Origin of the sequence: uncultured Bradyrhizobium sp. (assembly GCF_947648125.1) — a bacterium.
In the GTDB taxonomy this organism is placed as follows: Bacteria; Pseudomonadota; Alphaproteobacteria; order Rhizobiales; family Xanthobacteraceae; genus Bradyrhizobium.
On the sequence record NZ_CANSMR010000033.1, the window covers coordinates 21,433 to 36,515 of the forward strand.

Consider the following 15,083-nt stretch of genomic DNA (forward strand, 5'->3'; position numbering starts at 1 on the left):
CGCAGTAGAGTGTGGATCATGCGTCGTATCATCGTGATTGCGGCCGCCGGGCTGAGCCTGGCCGGCTGCTCTTCGTTCTCATTGGATTCGTTCAAGTCGGCACCGCCGCCGATGCAGGTACAGCTGGATTCGGCACCGCAAGGCGCCGACGCCGTGACCTCGATCGGGCCGGGTTGCAAGACGCCCTGCGCGGTGTCGATCCCGGCGCCCGAGGCCAACTTCACCGTCACCTTCAACATGCCGAAGTTCCAGCCGGCGACGGTTCCGGTGACGGTGACCCGCACGCCGGGCGACATCACCAGCCCGGCCACCACCACGCTCGATCCGAGCCCGGTGTTCGCCGAGCTGCAACCCGCCGGCCCGCCGCCGCGCGGGCACAAGGCGATGCGGCCGAAAAAGAAGAAGCCGAAGCCGGCTGCCGCTGCGGCTCCTGCCGCCGCACCGGACGCCGCGTTCCCTGCTCCGAGCGCGGCACCGCCGCCGGCAGCCGCGCCCACACGCTGACGCGCAACGCTGCGCGCGTCTGATCGAGATTGCACTGCACAAGAACCCGGCCCAAAGCCGGGTTTTTGTATGTTGTGGAGACACATCGGCGATTGCGATCATGCATCGCGCGATCTGTCTCACCTATCGCTTTGCAATTGGCGTTGCAGGTTGCGGATCATCCATTGGAACGCATTGTGACGGCGTGCCAACATGCATAGATTGCGTGTGCAGGGCTCGTCACGGCCCCTGCGCTCTGGGAACGCCTTGGTTCGAAGGCTTGGCTTGAAGGCTTGGGTTGAATGAACGGATCCACGCAGGCGCATTCCGACACGCTGTTTCGTCCGATGACCGATCCGTTCGGCCGGACGATCCGTTACCTGCGCGTCTCCGTCACCGACCGCTGCGACCTGCGCTGCTTCTACTGCATGTCGGAAGACATGACCTTCCTGCCGAAGGCCGATCTGCTGACGCTGGAAGAGCTCGACCGTCTGTGCTCGGCCTTCGTCGCCAAGGGCGTGCGCAAGATCCGCCTCACTGGCGGTGAGCCGCTGGTCCGCCGCAATGTGATGGGCCTGGTGCGCTCGCTGTCGCGCCATCTTTCGACCGGCGCGCTCGACGAATTGACGCTGACCACCAACGGTTCTCAGCTCGCACGCTTCGCGCAGGAGCTGGCCGATTGCGGCGTGCGCCGCGTCAACGTCTCGCTCGACACGCTCGACCCCGTAAAATTCCGGGCCATCACCCGCTGGGGCGACATCGACAAGGTGCTGTCGGGCATCGAAGCGGCGCGATCGGCGGGGCTCGCGGTCAAGATCAACGCGGTCGCGCTGAAGAACGTGAACGAGGACGAGATTCCCGCGCTGATGGAATGGGCGCATGGCAAGGGCATGGGCCTGACCTTGATCGAGGTGATGCCGATGGGCGACATCGGCGAAGGCCGCATCGATCAGTACGTTCCGCTGTCGCTGCTGCGCGCGCGGCTCGAGAAGCACTACACGCTGACCGATCTCGCCGACGACACCGGCGGCCCTGCCCGCTATGTCCGGGTCGCCGAGACCGGCGGCAAGCTCGGCTTCATCACGCCGATGACCCACAATTTCTGCGAATCCTGCAACCGGGTGCGGATCACCTGCACCGGCACGCTGCACACCTGCCTCGGCCATGAGGACGCCTCCGACCTGCGCCGGCCGCTGCGCGCTTCCGACGACAACGATCTGCTGTCGGCGGCCATCGACCGGGCCATCGGGCTGAAGCCGAAGGGGCACGATTTCATCATCGACCGCCGCCACAACCGCCCGAGCGTCAGCCGCCACATGAGCGTCACCGGCGGCTAACGTTAAAGCCCGCTGCCGACGCCTGCGCCGTCCCCCGATTACCAAGGCGGGACAACGATTTGCCGCGCCGTCAATTTGCCCATTTTCCGATTGACGGCGTTCGACGGCGCTGATTTGGTGCCCCGGCTTTCACGCTCGCCCGGCCGGATAGGCCGCTGCCCCCTGTCGGCACCTGCCGACGATCCGGCAGCCAAGAGCAACGAATAACGGCGGAAGCGGATTCGGGGGAGGACGATCGCTTGCAACTGCTCCTGAAGGTGAGCCGTGGCTCCGTGCGCATGCGTGCGGCGGCCAGATGATGCTTGAGAAAATATTCGGCGCGCGGATCGCGCGGCCGCGGAGATCGTGATGCGCCCAATGTTGGCACTCAGTCAGGCCATCGACCGACTGAACGAGAAGATCGGATACGTCTGCAATCTCCTCGTCCTGCTCGCCTGCCTGGTCAGCGCCGGCAACGCAATGATCCGCTACGCGTTCAGCTACTCCTCGAACGGCTGGCTCGAGGCGCAGTGGTACATGTTCGCGATCCTCGTGATGTTCGGCGCCTCCTACACCTTCAAGCGCAACGAGCATGTCCGCGTCGAGATCCTCTATCTGATGCTGTCCGAGCGCGGCCAGCTCTGGCTCGACATGATCGGCACATTGTTCTTCCTGATCCCGGCCTGCCTGCTGCTGGCCTATCTGTCCTGGCCGTTCTTCCACCAGGCCTATGCGGTCGGCGAGATGAGCGGCAATGCCGGCGGCCTGCTGCGCTGGCCGATCAAGTTCGTTATCCCGTCCGGCTTCGTGATGCTCGCGTTGCAAGGCGTCTCCGAGGTGATCAAGCGGATCGCCGCGCTGCAAGGCTATGTGACGATCGACGCGAAGTACGAGAGGCCGACGCAATGACGATTACGCTGGAGATGATGCCGCCACTGATGTTCGGCGGCCTGATCATTGCAATGCTGATCGGCTACCCGGTGGCGTTTACGCTCGCCGCGGTCGGCCTGTCGTTCGGGTTTCTCTCGATCTATCTCGGCTTCTTCGACCTCAACTTCCTGCAGGCGATCCCGGGCCGTATCTTCGGCAGCGTGCTCTCCAACGAGCTGTTGCTCGCGATCCCGTTCTTCACCTTCATGGGCGCGATATTGGAGAGATGCGGGCTCGCCGAGGACATGCTGGATTCGATGGGCCAGCTGTTCGGCCCGATCCGCGGCGGCCTCGGCTATTCCGTGATCATCGTCGGCTTCATCCTCGGCGCCATCACCGGCACGGTGGCGGCGCAGGTGATCGCGATGGCGCTGATCTCGATGCCGGTGATGATCCGCTACGGCTACAACATCCGCTACATCACGGGCGTGCTCGCCGCCTCCGGCACCATCACGCAACTTGTCCCTCCCTCTCTCGTCCTGATCGTGCTCGCCGACCAGCTCGGCAAATCGGTCGGCGACATGTATCTCGGCGCCTGGGGCCCGTCGGTGTTCCAGATCCTGCTGTTCGCCGGCTACACCTTCCTGCTCGGCATCTTCAAGCCGAGCCATGTGCCCGCGGTGCCGATCGAGGCGCGCACGCTGACCGGCTGGGCGCTGTGGAAGAAGTGCCTGCTCGGCATCATCCCGTCCGCGGTGCTGATCTTCGTCGTGCTCGGCACCATGATGATGGGCCTTGCAACCCCGACGGAAGCCGGCGCCATGGGCGCGGTCGGCGCCATCGTGCTCGCCGCGATCCACCACAAGGATTTCAGCGCGACCGGCCGCAAGATGCTCATCATCGGCGTGATCGCCGGCGGCATCGGCACCATCATCGCGATGCTCTACAGCGAGAACCTGATCTTCAGGCTCGCCTTCGCGGTCACCTACCTCGCGGTGGTCTGGATCTGCCTCGAGGCCGTCAAGATCCCGGACCTGCGCGACCTGATCAAGCAGGGCTACGAGACCACCATGCGCATCACCTGCATGGTCACCTTCATCCTGATCGGTTCGACCTGCTTCTCGGTGGTGTTCCTCGGCGTGTCCGGCGGCACCTGGCTGGAGCACCATCTGACCTCGCTGCCCGGCGGCGTCTGGGGCTTCCTGATCTTCATCAACATCTTCATCTTCTTCCTGGCGTTCTTCCTCGATTTCTTCGAGATCGCCTTCATCATCCTGCCGATGATCGCGCCGATCGCGCAGAAGGTACTGGCGCCGGTGGTCGGGCCGGACGCGGCGCTGATCTGGTTCGGCGTGATGCTGTGCGTCAACATGCAGACTTCGTTCCTGCATCCGCCGTTCGGCTTTGCGCTGTTCTATCTGCGCGGCGTGGCGCCGAAGGAAGTGAAGAGCTCCGACATCTATTGGGGCGCAATGCCCTGGATCGGGCTGCAGGCGATCATGGTGGCGCTGGTGATCGCGTTCCCGGTCGTTGTCACCGGACTGCTCGACAAGCCGCTCGATGTCGACCTCAACAAGGTCAAGATCGAGGTGCCGCAGATCGAACTGCCGCCGCTCGATTTCGGGCAACCGAAGCAGTAGCCGGCGTCAGCTTCTTCGGCGTGCCTTGCGGAAGCGGGGCACGCTGGAACCGTTGACGGCGGCGGCGAGTCCTGTGAAGACGCGGGGGACACGGACCGTCCTCCAACTCACAGAACGCCGCCCATGCCCCAACCGCATCCCGCCCGCTCGTTCGTTCGCCCGCTCGTCGCATCCCTCGGCCTGGCATCTCTCAGCCTGGCGTTTGCCGCTGCCGTCGCGCATGCGGCGCCGGCGGCCGACATTCGCGCACTGGCGCAACAGGAGCAGCAGCCGCTGCTCGACACCTTGCGCGACCTCGTGCAGATCGAATCCGGCAGCAAGGACATCGAAGGCCTCAACCAGATCGCCGCGCGCATCGCCGGCCAGCTCAAGCAGCTCGGCGGCACGGTGGATATCCTGCAAACCACCGACATCTACCGGCTGGACGACACGCCGGAGAAGATCGGCCCGGCCGTGCAGGCCGTCTTCAAAGGCACGGGCAGCGCGAAGATCATGCTGATCGCGCACATGGACACGGTCTATCTGAAGGGCATGCTGAAGGATCAGCCCTTCCGTGTCGATGGCGACAAGGCTTACGGTCTCGGCATCGCCGACGACAAGCAGGGCATCGCCACCATCATCCACAGCGTGGCGCTGCTGCAGAAGCTGAACTTCAAGGATTACGGCACGCTCACAGTGCTCATCAATGGCGACGAGGAGATCTCTTCGCCCGGCTGGCGCAGCACCATCACCCGCGTCGCCGCGGAGCAGGATGCCGTGTTCTCGTTCGAAGGCAGCGACGCCAGCGGCACGCTCCGCCTCGCCACCAGCGGCATCGGCTCGGCCTATCTCACGGTGCATGGCAAGTCGTCCCATGCGGGCGCCAGACCTGAAGGCGGCGTGAATGCGCTCTATGAGCTGTCACACCAGGTGCTGCAGATGAAGGACCTGTCGAAACCCGAGCAGGGCCTGAAGCTGAACTGGACGGTTTCCAAGTCCGGCACCAACCGCAACGTGATCCCCGCCGAAGCCACCGCCCAGGCCGATGCGCGTGCGCTCAAGGTGTCCGACTTCGACGAGCTCGAGACGGCCCTGCAGGACAAGATCAAGAACCGCCTGCTGTCCGACTCCAAGGTAGACGTGAAGTTCGAGATTCGCCGCCCGCCGCTCGAAGCCAACGACGCCTCGCGCCGCGTGGCCGGCCACGGCAAGACGATCTATCAGGAACTCGGCATGCCGCTGAACGTGGCCGAGCGGGCCACGGGCGGCGGCACCGACGCTGCGTTTGCCGCCCTCAAGACCAAGGGAGCCGTGGTTGAAGGCATGGGCCTCTCTGGTTTCGGCGCGCACTCCAACGATGCCGAGTATGTGCAGATCAACAGCATCGTGCCGCGCCTGTATTTGACCACGCGCATGATCATGGACCTGTCCGACGGCAAGGTGAAGTAAGCCGGCCGACACGCGGCACGACGGGTGCCGCAGGCGGAGCCGCTCAGGCGGTCGCCGGCTCTGTCCTGGCGAGGCGGAAGCTCAGCGTGAACTGGGCTCCGCCTGACGGCAGGTTCTCGACCTTGATCGTCGCGTCGTGATCGTCGACGACGCTGCGGACGATCGAGAGCCCGAGCCCCGCCCCGTCCGTGCGCTGGCGCTGGCGGTCGCCGCGCCAGAAGCGCTGGAACACCAGGCCCTGCTCGGCGGGCGCAATCCCGGGCCCGCAGTCGCGCACCTGCACCGAGCCGTCCTCATGCACTTCGACATCGACCGAGGTCGCGTCGGCGGTGTACTTGATGGCGTTCTCCGCCAGATTGAAGATCGCGCGCTGCAGCATCTCGGCATTGCCCTTGACCTGGACCGGACTGTCGGTGCCGCGCAACGCGATGTCCTTCTGCTGCGCCAGCGCGTAGGGCGCGATCGAGCCGACCACCTCGGCGCATACGGCGCGCAGATCCGCGGTCTCGCCGGGGTCCAGCACCAGCGTATCGAGCTCGGCGATCTCGAGCAGCTGGCTGACGATACGGCTCATGCTCTCGATGTCGGCATGCAGCTCCTTGGTCCCCTTAGCTACATCCAGCGTCTCGATCCGGGTCCGCAGAATTGCGAGCGGGGTCCGAAGCTGATGGGCGGCATCGGCCGTGAACTGGCGCTGCACGTGAAACCCGTCCTCCAGACGATCGAACGCCTGGTTGACCGCGGTCACCAGCGGCAGGATCTCGCTCGGAATCCCGTCCGTCGGGAGCCGGATGTCGGTCCTGGCCGGTCCGATGGCCCTGGCTTCCTCCGAAGCCCGCAACAGCGGAATCACGGCGCGGCGGAAGATCAGGATGTCGGTCGCAAGCAGTATCAAGAGGATCGGGATGGTGATCCAGCCCACCCGCCGGAAGAAGTTGGAGACGATGTCGTCGATGATGACGTCGCGATGCGAAAGGTCCTCGGCGACCTGAATGCGCAGCGTCTGGTCGCCAAGCAGCTTGGTGACGCTGGCGCCGGAAATCCGGTTGGCGGGGGCCGGCAGTCGCGGCGGCTCGCGATGTGACGAAAACAGCAGGTGGTCGTCCGCATCGTAGATGTCGTAGCGGTAGCGGCCATAAGCGTCGGAATAAAGCCCCCTCAGGCTGTCCGGCAGGTTGAGCTGTACCTTGCCGGCGGAATCGACCACGAGGTTCTGGCCGAGATCGGCAGCCTGATCGCGCATCGCCTCGCTGTGCAGATGATTGATCTCCGAATTCAGCAACCAGAGCAGCAGCAGCGGCAGGAAGATCGCAGCGACCGCGACCGCCACGATGTGCAGGAACACGATCCGCGAGGTCAGCGACGTGAAGCGGAACACCCCTATTTCTCCTCCGCCATCAGATAGCCGACGCCACGAATGGTATGGATGATGACCTTGGCACGGTGCTCGGTGAGCAGTTTGCGCAGGCGCGACACGTAGACCTCGACAGCATTCGAGGCGACCTCGCCCGACAATCCGAAGATGTGGTCCTCGACGTTCTTCTTCGGCACCACCCGCCCCTGCCGCCGCAGCAGGATCTCCAGCACCGAGGTCTCGCGCGCCGAGAAAACCTGCGGCGTGCCGTCGACGAACACCTGCTTGCTCTCGGTGTCGTAGACGAGATTGGCGAGCTTCAGCGAGGAGCCGAGCAACTGACCGGGCCGGCGCAGGATGGCCTCGAGACGTGCCACCAGCTCTTCCAGCGCAAACGGCTTCGCCAGATAATCGTCCGCACCGCTGCGCAGGCCGTTGACCCGATCCTGAAGGCCGTTGCGCGCGGTCAGCACCAGGACCGGCAGCGGGTCGTTCCTGCGGCGAAGCTCCGCCAGCACCGACAGGCCATCGCCGTCGGGCAGACCGAGATCGAGGATCATGGCAGCATAGCTGACGCTACGCAGCGCATCGCGCGCCTCGGCAACGCTGTTGACGATGTCGGACTCATACCCGGCCGCCATCAGCCCGCTGGCGAGCAGTCTCGAGAGCTCGACGTTATCCTCGACGATCAGAAGGCGCATCGCAGCAGTCCTGTCTTCATTCGAACCGTCTTCAGTTTGCACACCCTGTCGCAATAGGCCAGCAACGCCACAAACCGCGCATTCAGATCGTGCGTTGGGCAAGCCCGCTGCGCAAACGACACGGATTTAAGCACAACGCTTGGATTACCGTTAAAAGCGCTATATTTTGGCTATGCGTAGCCGCTCCGATTCTCACGCAAAAAATAGGTAAACGCGCACCCGCCGCGATCAAGACCCGGGGTCCGACGGGCCGTTGAAAAGGGCAAATGTAAGGCTGGCGTCAGCTAGCCCTGATAACAGTCTACGCGTTCCTGCCGAGAGTTCGACGACGGCCCACCATGCGGCAAGACCTCGACTCTCGCGCGAGGATTTCATCCAATATTGGCCAGGCGGGCGATGTCATTCCGAATGAAATATATGAGCTTTGCGGCGCTGCCGGTGCTGGCCGCGCTGGCCGCCGGCGCATGGTTCGTGACGCGCACCGACGGCGTCGTGAGCGCCAGGGCTGCGCAGGAGACGGCACCGCAGGATGTCAACGTCGAGCAGCAATACGTCGCACTGAGCGACAAGCAGGCCGCCTCCCTGAAGATCATGGCCGCGGAGCAGCATTCGTTCCGGACCCTGAAGAACGCGGTCGGCTCGATCGACTTCAACCAGAACATGCTGGTGCAGGCATTTACCCCAAATCCCGGCAGGATCGTCGACACGCCGCTCAACGTCGGTGACGAGGTTGCCAAGGGCGATACGCTGTTCACGATCGACAGCCCCGATCTGCTGCAGGCCGAGTCGTCGCTGCTCGCCGCGGCCGGCGTGCTCGAACTGCAGACCAGGACGCTGGCGCGGGTCAGGCAACTGCTCAAGACCGGCGGCGGCGCGCAAAAGGACGTCGACCAGGCAACGTCGGATCAGCAGACCGCCGAGGGCAACTACAAGGCCGGGCGCAACGCAGTGCGCATCTTCGGCAAGACCGACGCCGAGATCGACCGCATCGTCGCCGACCGCAAGGTCGATTCCATTCTGGTGGTCCCGAGCCCGATCTCGGGCCGGATCATTGCGCGCAATGCCGCACCGGGTCTCTTTGTGCAGCCCGGCAATGCACCGGCGCCCTATTCGCTGGCCGACATCTCCACGATGTGGATGGTCGCCAATGTGATCGAGACCGATGCGCCTTCCTACCGGATCGGACAATCGGTCGAGGTACGGGTGCCCGCTTATCCGAACGAGGTGTTTCGCGGCCGCGTAACGACGCTTGGCCTCAACATCGATCCGAACTCGCACCGTCAGCTGGTGCGTTCGGTGATCGACGATCCCCAGCACAAGCTGCGCGCCGGCATGCTGGCGAGCTTCACCATCGAAACCGAGCCGCCGAAACAATCGGTCAGCGTTCCGCTGGACGCCATCGTGCGCGAGGGCGACGGCACGATGACGGTGTGGGTCACGACCGACGGCCGCAAGTTCGACCGCCGCACGGTGACAATCGGAATGGAGCAGGACGGCTGGCGGCAGATCCTCAACGGCCTCGCAGCCGGCGAGAAGGTCGCCTCCACCGGCGCGATCTTCCTCAGCAACAAGTTCGCCAACGCGGCCACCGGCTAGCCCGTGCCAACCGCGCCTTCGTCCGCTCAAGAGTAGTGCAGCGCCTTGATCAAGAGCCTCCTTCAATTCGGTCTGACCCGAAGCGCAGTCATCGTGCTCGGCCTCGCCGTGTTCTGCGCCGCCGGATTCGCCGCGTTCACCAAGCTGAACATCGAGGCCTATCCGAACCCGGCGCCCGTCATCCTCGAGATCACGGCACAAGCCGCCGGCCTCTCCGCCGAGGAGATGGAGAAGTACTACACGATCCCGATGGAGGTCGGGCTGTACTCGACGCCGGGCGTGGTCAACATCCGTTCGACCTCGTTCTACGGCCTGTCGTTCGTGCGGGTCACCTTCAAATACGGCGTCGACTATTATTTCGCGCTGTCGCAGGCCACCAACAACCTGACGCAGAACGTCCAGCTTCCCGGCAATCAGATCCCGCAAATCCAGCAGTCCAGCCTGGTCGGCGAGATCTACCGTTACCAGCTCGTCGGTCCGCCCAATTTCGGCCTGACCAATCTCAGGACATTGCAGGATTACGTCGTCGCTCGCCGGCTGATGACGATACCGGGCGTCGTGCAGATCAACTCCTGGGGCGGCACCACCAAGCAGTTCAACGTCGACGCCGATCTTGCAAAGCTCGAGGCCTACAACATCACCGTGCCGCAGCTGATCAGCGCGCTCGGCAACTCCAACGTCAATGTCGGCGGCCGCGAGATCGCGATCGGCCAGCAATCCGTCAATATCCGCGGCATCGGTCTGATCAACTCCGGCGGCGAATATGACGTCACCAAAGGCTACAAGGTTCAAGACATCGAGAATGTCGTCCTGACCCAGTCGAACGGGCTGCCGATCCAGATCAAGGACGTCGCGAAGGTTTCGGTCGGCTATGTGCCGCGGCTCGGCATCGCCGGAAAGGACAAGAGCGACGACGTCGCCGCGGCGATCGTCGTGATGGGACGCACCCAGCACACCAACGACATCGTGCCGAAGGTCGAGGAGGAAGTCGCCAAGATCAACAGCGACGGTACTCTGCCGCCCGGCGTCAAGGTGGTCCCCTACTACGACCGCACCTCGCTGGTCAGCGTTACGACCCACACCGTGCTGCACAACCTGATGTTCGGCTGCCTGCTGGTGTTCGTGATCCAGTGGGTTTTCCTGGGCGATCTGCGCAGCGCGCTGATCGTCAGCGCCAACATCCCGTTCGCGCTGTTTTTCGCGATCATCATCCTGGTGCTGCAGGGCGAGGACGCCAATCTGCTGTCGCTCGGCGCCGTCGACTTCGGAATCATCGTCGATTCCGCCGTCATCATGATGGAGAACATCTTCCGCAATTTCCAGTCCAGCCCCGAGAACCGGCTGCGGGTGCTGCAACAACTCGCCGAGGGCTACTGGGGAGACGATCCCACGGCGCGAAATGGCCAGCCCGCGCCGGGCTGGACCGAGCGGCTGCGCATGATCTTCGTCAGCGCATTGCAGGTCGACAAGGCGGTGTTCTTCACCGCGGCCATCACCGTCACCGCGTTCGTGCCGCTGTTCACCATGCAGGGCGTCGAAGGCCAGATCTTCGGACCGATGGCGCGAACCTACGGCTACGCGCTCGCCGGTGCGCTGCTGGCGACATTCACGGTGACGCCGGTGCTGGCATCGCTGCTGCTGCCGAAGCATATCGAGGAAACCGAAACCATCATCGTGCGCTCGCTGCGCAAGGCCTACACACCCGTGCTGCGCTGGTCGCTGACGCATCTGAGGGTCGCGGTCGCAGCCGGCATCATCTTCCTCGGACTGAGCGGCCTTGCTGCGAGCCGGCTCGGCAGCGAATTCCTGCCCGCGCTCGAGGAAGGCAATTTCTGGATCCGCGCCTCGATGCCGCCGACCATGTCGCTCGACGCGGGCACCGAGCCGACCCGCAAGATGCGCGAGATCCTGTTGCGTCACCCTGAAATCATCACGGTGGTGTCGCAGCACGGCCGTCCCGACAATGGCAGCGACGCCTCTCCATTCTCGAACGTCGAGCTGTTCGCACCGATCAAGCCGTTCGACCAGTGGCCGCCCGGCCTGACCAAGGAGAAGCTCACCGAGGAATTGCAGAAGGAGTTCGACGAGGAACTGCCCGGCGTCACCTTCAACTTCTCGCAATACATCCAGGACAACGTCGAGGAGGCGCTGTCGGGCGTCAAGGGCGCGAACTCGGTCAAGATCATCGGTCCAAACCTCGCCGTGCTCGAACAGCTCGCGACCAAGGTCGCGCAGGAGATGGCCAAGATCCGCGGCGTCGCCGATCTCGGCATCTTCCACCTGGTCGGGCAGCCCAACCTCAATATCAAGGTGAACCGCGAGAAGACTGCGCGCTACGGTCTCAATACCGGCGACGTGACGACCGTCGTCCAGGCCGCGCTCGGCGGCACCAGCGCGACGACGGTGCTGGAGGGTGACCGGCAGTTCGGCGTGGTGGTGCGGCTCGATCCGAAGTTCCGCCAGAGTATCGACAAGGTGCGCGAGATCAAGGTGGCCTACCAGACGCCGTCCGGCACCAACGCCTACATCCCCTTGAGCGAGCTTGCCGACATCTCGCTCGATACCGGCGCGTCGTTCATCTACCGCGAGCGCAGCCAGCGCTATATCCCGATCAAGTTCAGCGTGCGCGGCCGCGATCTCGGCAGCACGGTGGCGGAGGCGCAGACGCGCGTCGCCGAGGCCGTGCAGCTTCCGACCGGTTACCGGATGATCTGGTCCGGCGAATTCGACAATCTCGAAGCCGCCAAGGCGCGCCTGATGATCGTGGTGCCGGTGACGCTGCTGCTGATCTTCGTGCTGCTCTACAGCCTGTTCAATTCGCTGCGCGACAGCCTGCTGGCGCTCGCCGGCATACCATTCGCCATCGGCGGCGGGTTGATCGCGCTGTATCTCTCCGCTCTCGACTTCAGCATTTCGGCGGCGATCGGCTTCATTTCGCTGTTCGGCGTGGCCGTCATGGACGGCATTCTCAACATCACCTATTTCCGCGAGCTGCGAGCCACAGGAATGAGCGTCAGCGAGGCGGTCTTCCAGGGGTCGGAACAGCGCATGCGTCCGATGTTGATGACTGCCCTCTCCGCCGGCGTAGGCCTGTTCCCGGCGGCGCTCTCCCATGGTATCGGTAGCCAGGTGCAGCGGCCGCTTGCCACCGTCGTCGTCGGCGGCATGTTCATAGGGCCGTTGCTGCTGCTCGTGGTGGCACCCGCTTTGCGCAAGATATTCCTGTCGCGGGCGAGCGAAGTGCCCAGCGAAGACAGCGCGGCCGCAGCGCCGCCCGAAGCGGCGCGTTAAGGGGGGCGGCCGATGTCCGAGACCGTCGCAAGAATTGTTGCCGCACTCGCAGTGTGCGGAAGGCGCGCCCTGCGTCCGACGCTTGGCGCCGGGACCGCCGGGCTGTTGCTGGCAAGCTGCGCCGTTGGCCCGAACTTCGTTCCGCCAGCCGCTCCGGATGTCGATCGCTACACACCCGAGAAGCTAGCTTCCCCCAGCTCGAGTGCCGGGGGGCCCAGCGTGCCCAAGCAGCATTTCGTCAGCGGAGAGGACGTGTCGCTGCGGTGGTGGACGGCATTTCGGTCGAAGCCGCTCGACGAATTGATCAAGATGTCGGTCGAGCACAACCCGTCATTGCAGGCAGCCGAAGCATCGATCAGGATTGCGCAATACAATGCGCTGGCCCAGCGCGGGCTGTTCTTCCCGCAGCTCGGCGCAAACTACACGCCGTCCCAGCAGCAGATATCCGGCGCATCGGGTTCGGGCCCGGGTGGCCAGTCCCCCTCGGTATTTTCGCTTCATACCGCGCAACTGAACGTCAGCTTCGTGCCGGACATCTGGGGCCAGAACATTCGCGCGGTCGAGAGCCTCGACGCGATCTCCGAGCAGCAACTGTTCCAGCTGGAAGCGGCCTACCTCACTCTGACGGCCAACGTCGTCACGGCGGCGATCCAGGAAGCATCGCTTCGCGGCCAGATTGCCGCGATCCAGCGCGTCGTGAAGATCGAACGCGGTATTCTTGAGATCGTGAAGAACCAGTTCAACGCGGGCGGCGCCGCCCAGGTCGACGTGCTGGCGCAGGAGGCCGCGCTGGCCCAGTCCGAGCAACTGCTGCCGCCGCTCGAAAAGCAGCTCGCGGTTCAGCGCGACCTGCTGACGTCGCTGGCCGGGCAATTCTCTGCCGACGAAATCCTGCAGAAGTTCACGCTCGACCGCCTGGCGCTTCCCGCACACCTGCCGGTGAGCCTGCCGAGCAAGATGATCGCCCAGCGTCCGGATGTCAGGGCCGCGGAGGCGTTATTGCACTCGGCGAATGCCCAGGTCGGCGTGTCGATCGCGGCACGGCTGCCCAACATCACGATCACCGGAAATGCGGGCGCCGCGGGCTTCAGCCTGGCCGAGCTGTTCACGCCGGGAACCAGCTTCTACGTCATCGCCGCGAGCGCGACCCAGCCGCTGTTCGATGGCCTGACGCTCTACCACAAGCAGAAGGCCGCGGAGGCCGCGGTGGACCAGGCGGATGCGCTCTATCGCCAGGCTGTCGTCACGGCGATGCAGAACGTCGCCGACGCCTTGCGAAGCCTGCAGGCCGACGCGCGCGCCTTGCAGGCTGCGGTCAAGGCGGAGCTCGCCGCCAAAGCCAGCCTCGACATCATTCAGAAGCAGCTTGCGCTCGGGCAGGTCAATCAGGTGGTCGTGCTCAATGCCCAGCAAGTCTATCTGACGGCGGCAGTGGTCCGCGTGCAGGCCCAGGCGACGCGCCTCTCGGACAGCGCCGCGCTTTTCATGGCGCTTGGTGGCGGTTGGCCGACGAACTGCGCATCCGACGACTGGCGCAAATGTGCCCTGGAGGATTTGCCCGCCGCCGCCCCGCAGCAGGTCAGCGAAAACGGGCCTCCCGCCCGCTGACAAGCGCCATACGAGGCTACTAACTGGAGGAACCGACGATGAAGAACATGCTCACCTTGGTGGCAATTCTCCTTGCGATCTCTGCGGGATCCGCGGCCGCACAAAGCGCGGTCGGCGGTCCGAAAAAGCCAAGCAATGTCGGCGGCCCCACCGAGCAGAAGAACCCGGTGGTTCGCACGACGCAAGGGGGCGCATCAACGCCTCCAGCATCGCCGCCGAAGCAGTCGCCAAGAAAATAGCGGCACGCTCGCGCGATCGAATTGGCTTCCGGGATTCACGCTGATCGGCTCGATGAGACCCATATGAAAAATACAACGCTTCTGCTTCTCATCGCTGCGGCCGGTGCCGTCATCGTGTCGGAAGCCTGCGCGGCGCCTGTTCAGGTCACGCGGCTGTCGCCGCAACATCCCGCAAGCGTCGTTCGGGTCCGGCTCGCTTGTGACCAGTACTGCCATTGCTGGCAGACGCGCTATCAGCAGCGAAGCTATCGGCGGAAGGTCGAAGATCAAGAGCGTCAGGATCCGAATTATTGCCCCGGCGGGGGGCACTATAACGGCCATTACCGCACCGGACCGGCCACCGGGCTAGGCTTCGAAAGCCGTGTTCCCGTGCGGTCACACCCATTTCCATTTTGATCAGGGGTGTCGTGCAATGGCAGCCATTCGGTACCGTGTCGGACCAGTCCCTTGCGAAGGAAAGACGCCATGAAATGCGGCGCTTTCGGTGTTGTGCCGTTGATGGCCGCCGCATGCCTAGGCGTCCTGCCGAACGCGGCCCAAGCGTCCTCCACCAACCC

The 15,083-nt window shown here is 64.3% G+C and carries 12 protein-coding genes; 10 read left to right on the top strand and 2 right to left on the bottom strand.

Annotated features, from left to right (window positions below; genetic code table 11):
• The first annotated feature begins 18 nt into the window (after nucleotides 1-18).
• The 5 genes from Q0030_RS34800 to Q0030_RS34820 all read left to right on the top strand — a co-directional run bounded on the left by Q0030_RS34800 (nucleotide 19) and on the right by Q0030_RS34820 (nucleotide 5,737).
• Nucleotides 19-504 carry a hypothetical protein gene (locus Q0030_RS34800; RefSeq protein WP_298377831.1) on the top strand — a complete coding sequence of 162 codons (486 nt, stop codon included), beginning with the start codon at nucleotides 19-21 and terminating at the stop codon, nucleotides 502-504.
• Nucleotides 505-785: 281 nt separating this feature from the next.
• Nucleotides 786-1,820 (top strand): GTP 3',8-cyclase MoaA, encoded by a 1,035-nt coding sequence (gene moaA / locus Q0030_RS34805; protein WP_298377832.1) that lies wholly within the window; start codon nucleotides 786-788, stop codon nucleotides 1,818-1,820.
• A gap of 348 nt (nucleotides 1,821-2,168) precedes the next feature.
• The gene (locus tag Q0030_RS34810; RefSeq protein ID WP_298377833.1) at nucleotides 2,169-2,708 is read left to right on the top strand and encodes a TRAP transporter small permease subunit; all 540 of its coding nucleotides are present in this window, start codon (nucleotides 2,169-2,171) and stop codon (nucleotides 2,706-2,708) included.
• On the top strand, nucleotides 2,705-4,309 hold the full coding sequence (locus tag Q0030_RS34815) for a TRAP transporter large permease subunit (protein WP_298377834.1): 1,605 nt from the start codon (nucleotides 2,705-2,707) through the stop codon (nucleotides 4,307-4,309). Before Q0030_RS34810 ends, Q0030_RS34815 begins: the two co-directional genes overlap by 4 nt.
• 123 nt (nucleotides 4,310-4,432) lie before the next feature.
• Nucleotides 4,433-5,737 carry a M20/M25/M40 family metallo-hydrolase gene (locus Q0030_RS34820; RefSeq protein ID WP_298377835.1) on the top strand — a complete coding sequence of 435 codons (1,305 nt, stop codon included), beginning with the start codon at nucleotides 4,433-4,435 and terminating at the stop codon, nucleotides 5,735-5,737.
• Nucleotides 5,738-5,780: 43 nt separating this feature from the next.
• On the opposite strand, the gene Q0030_RS34825 is transcribed toward Q0030_RS34820, so the two are convergent.
• Entirely contained in the window at nucleotides 5,781-7,115 is a 1,335-nt protein-coding gene (locus Q0030_RS34825; protein WP_298377836.1) for a HAMP domain-containing sensor histidine kinase, read from the bottom strand.
• A gap of 2 nt (nucleotides 7,116-7,117) precedes the next feature.
• A complete protein-coding gene (locus tag Q0030_RS34830; RefSeq protein ID WP_298377837.1) occupies nucleotides 7,118-7,792 on the bottom strand; it encodes a response regulator transcription factor in 675 nt (224 codons plus the stop codon).
• 408 nt (nucleotides 7,793-8,200) lie between these two features.
• Here Q0030_RS34830 and Q0030_RS34835 point away from each other — a divergent pair, with 408 nt between their 5' ends.
• From Q0030_RS34835 to Q0030_RS34855, 5 genes are all read left to right on the top strand, one after another.
• The gene (locus tag Q0030_RS34835) at nucleotides 8,201-9,388 is read left to right on the top strand and encodes an efflux RND transporter periplasmic adaptor subunit (RefSeq protein WP_298377838.1); all 1,188 of its coding nucleotides are present in this window, start codon (nucleotides 8,201-8,203) and stop codon (nucleotides 9,386-9,388) included.
• Between the two features lie 45 nt (nucleotides 9,389-9,433).
• Nucleotides 9,434-12,679, top strand: coding sequence for a CusA/CzcA family heavy metal efflux RND transporter (locus Q0030_RS34840; protein ID WP_298377839.1), 3,246 nt, complete (start codon nucleotides 9,434-9,436; stop codon nucleotides 12,677-12,679).
• Between the two features lie 51 nt (nucleotides 12,680-12,730).
• Complete coding sequence (locus Q0030_RS34845; RefSeq protein ID WP_298377963.1) at nucleotides 12,731-14,287, top strand: efflux transporter outer membrane subunit; 1,557 nt, start codon at nucleotides 12,731-12,733, stop codon at nucleotides 14,285-14,287.
• A 38-nt stretch (nucleotides 14,288-14,325) separates the two neighbouring features.
• Nucleotides 14,326-14,526 (top strand): hypothetical protein, encoded by a 201-nt coding sequence (locus Q0030_RS34850; protein WP_298377840.1) that lies wholly within the window; start codon nucleotides 14,326-14,328, stop codon nucleotides 14,524-14,526.
• A 63-nt stretch (nucleotides 14,527-14,589) separates the two neighbouring features.
• Complete coding sequence (locus Q0030_RS34855; protein ID WP_298377841.1) at nucleotides 14,590-14,922, top strand: hypothetical protein; 333 nt, start codon at nucleotides 14,590-14,592, stop codon at nucleotides 14,920-14,922.
• Nucleotides 14,923-15,083: the final 161 nt, after the last annotated feature.

What these genes read in the sequence shown, in the direction of transcription:
- Q0030_RS34830 (WP_298377837.1), bottom strand. Translation starts at nt 7,792, where the DNA reads ATGCGCCTTCTGATCGTCGAGGATAACGTCGAGCTCTCGAGACTGCTC.
- Q0030_RS34850 (WP_298377840.1), top strand. Translation starts at nt 14,326, where the DNA reads ATGAAGAACATGCTCACCTTGGTGGCAATTCTCCTTGCGATCTCTGCG.
- moaA (WP_298377832.1), top strand. Translation starts at nt 786, where the DNA reads ATGAACGGATCCACGCAGGCGCATTCCGACACGCTGTTTCGTCCGATG.
- Q0030_RS34820 (WP_298377835.1), top strand. Translation starts at nt 4,433, where the DNA reads ATGCCCCAACCGCATCCCGCCCGCTCGTTCGTTCGCCCGCTCGTCGCA.
- Q0030_RS34815 (WP_298377834.1), top strand. Translation starts at nt 2,705, where the DNA reads ATGACGATTACGCTGGAGATGATGCCGCCACTGATGTTCGGCGGCCTG.
- Q0030_RS34855 (WP_298377841.1), top strand. Translation starts at nt 14,590, where the DNA reads ATGAAAAATACAACGCTTCTGCTTCTCATCGCTGCGGCCGGTGCCGTC.
- Q0030_RS34835 (WP_298377838.1), top strand. Translation starts at nt 8,201, where the DNA reads ATGAAATATATGAGCTTTGCGGCGCTGCCGGTGCTGGCCGCGCTGGCC.
- Q0030_RS34810 (WP_298377833.1), top strand. Translation starts at nt 2,169, where the DNA reads ATGCGCCCAATGTTGGCACTCAGTCAGGCCATCGACCGACTGAACGAG.
- Q0030_RS34800 (WP_298377831.1), top strand. Translation starts at nt 19, where the DNA reads ATGCGTCGTATCATCGTGATTGCGGCCGCCGGGCTGAGCCTGGCCGGC.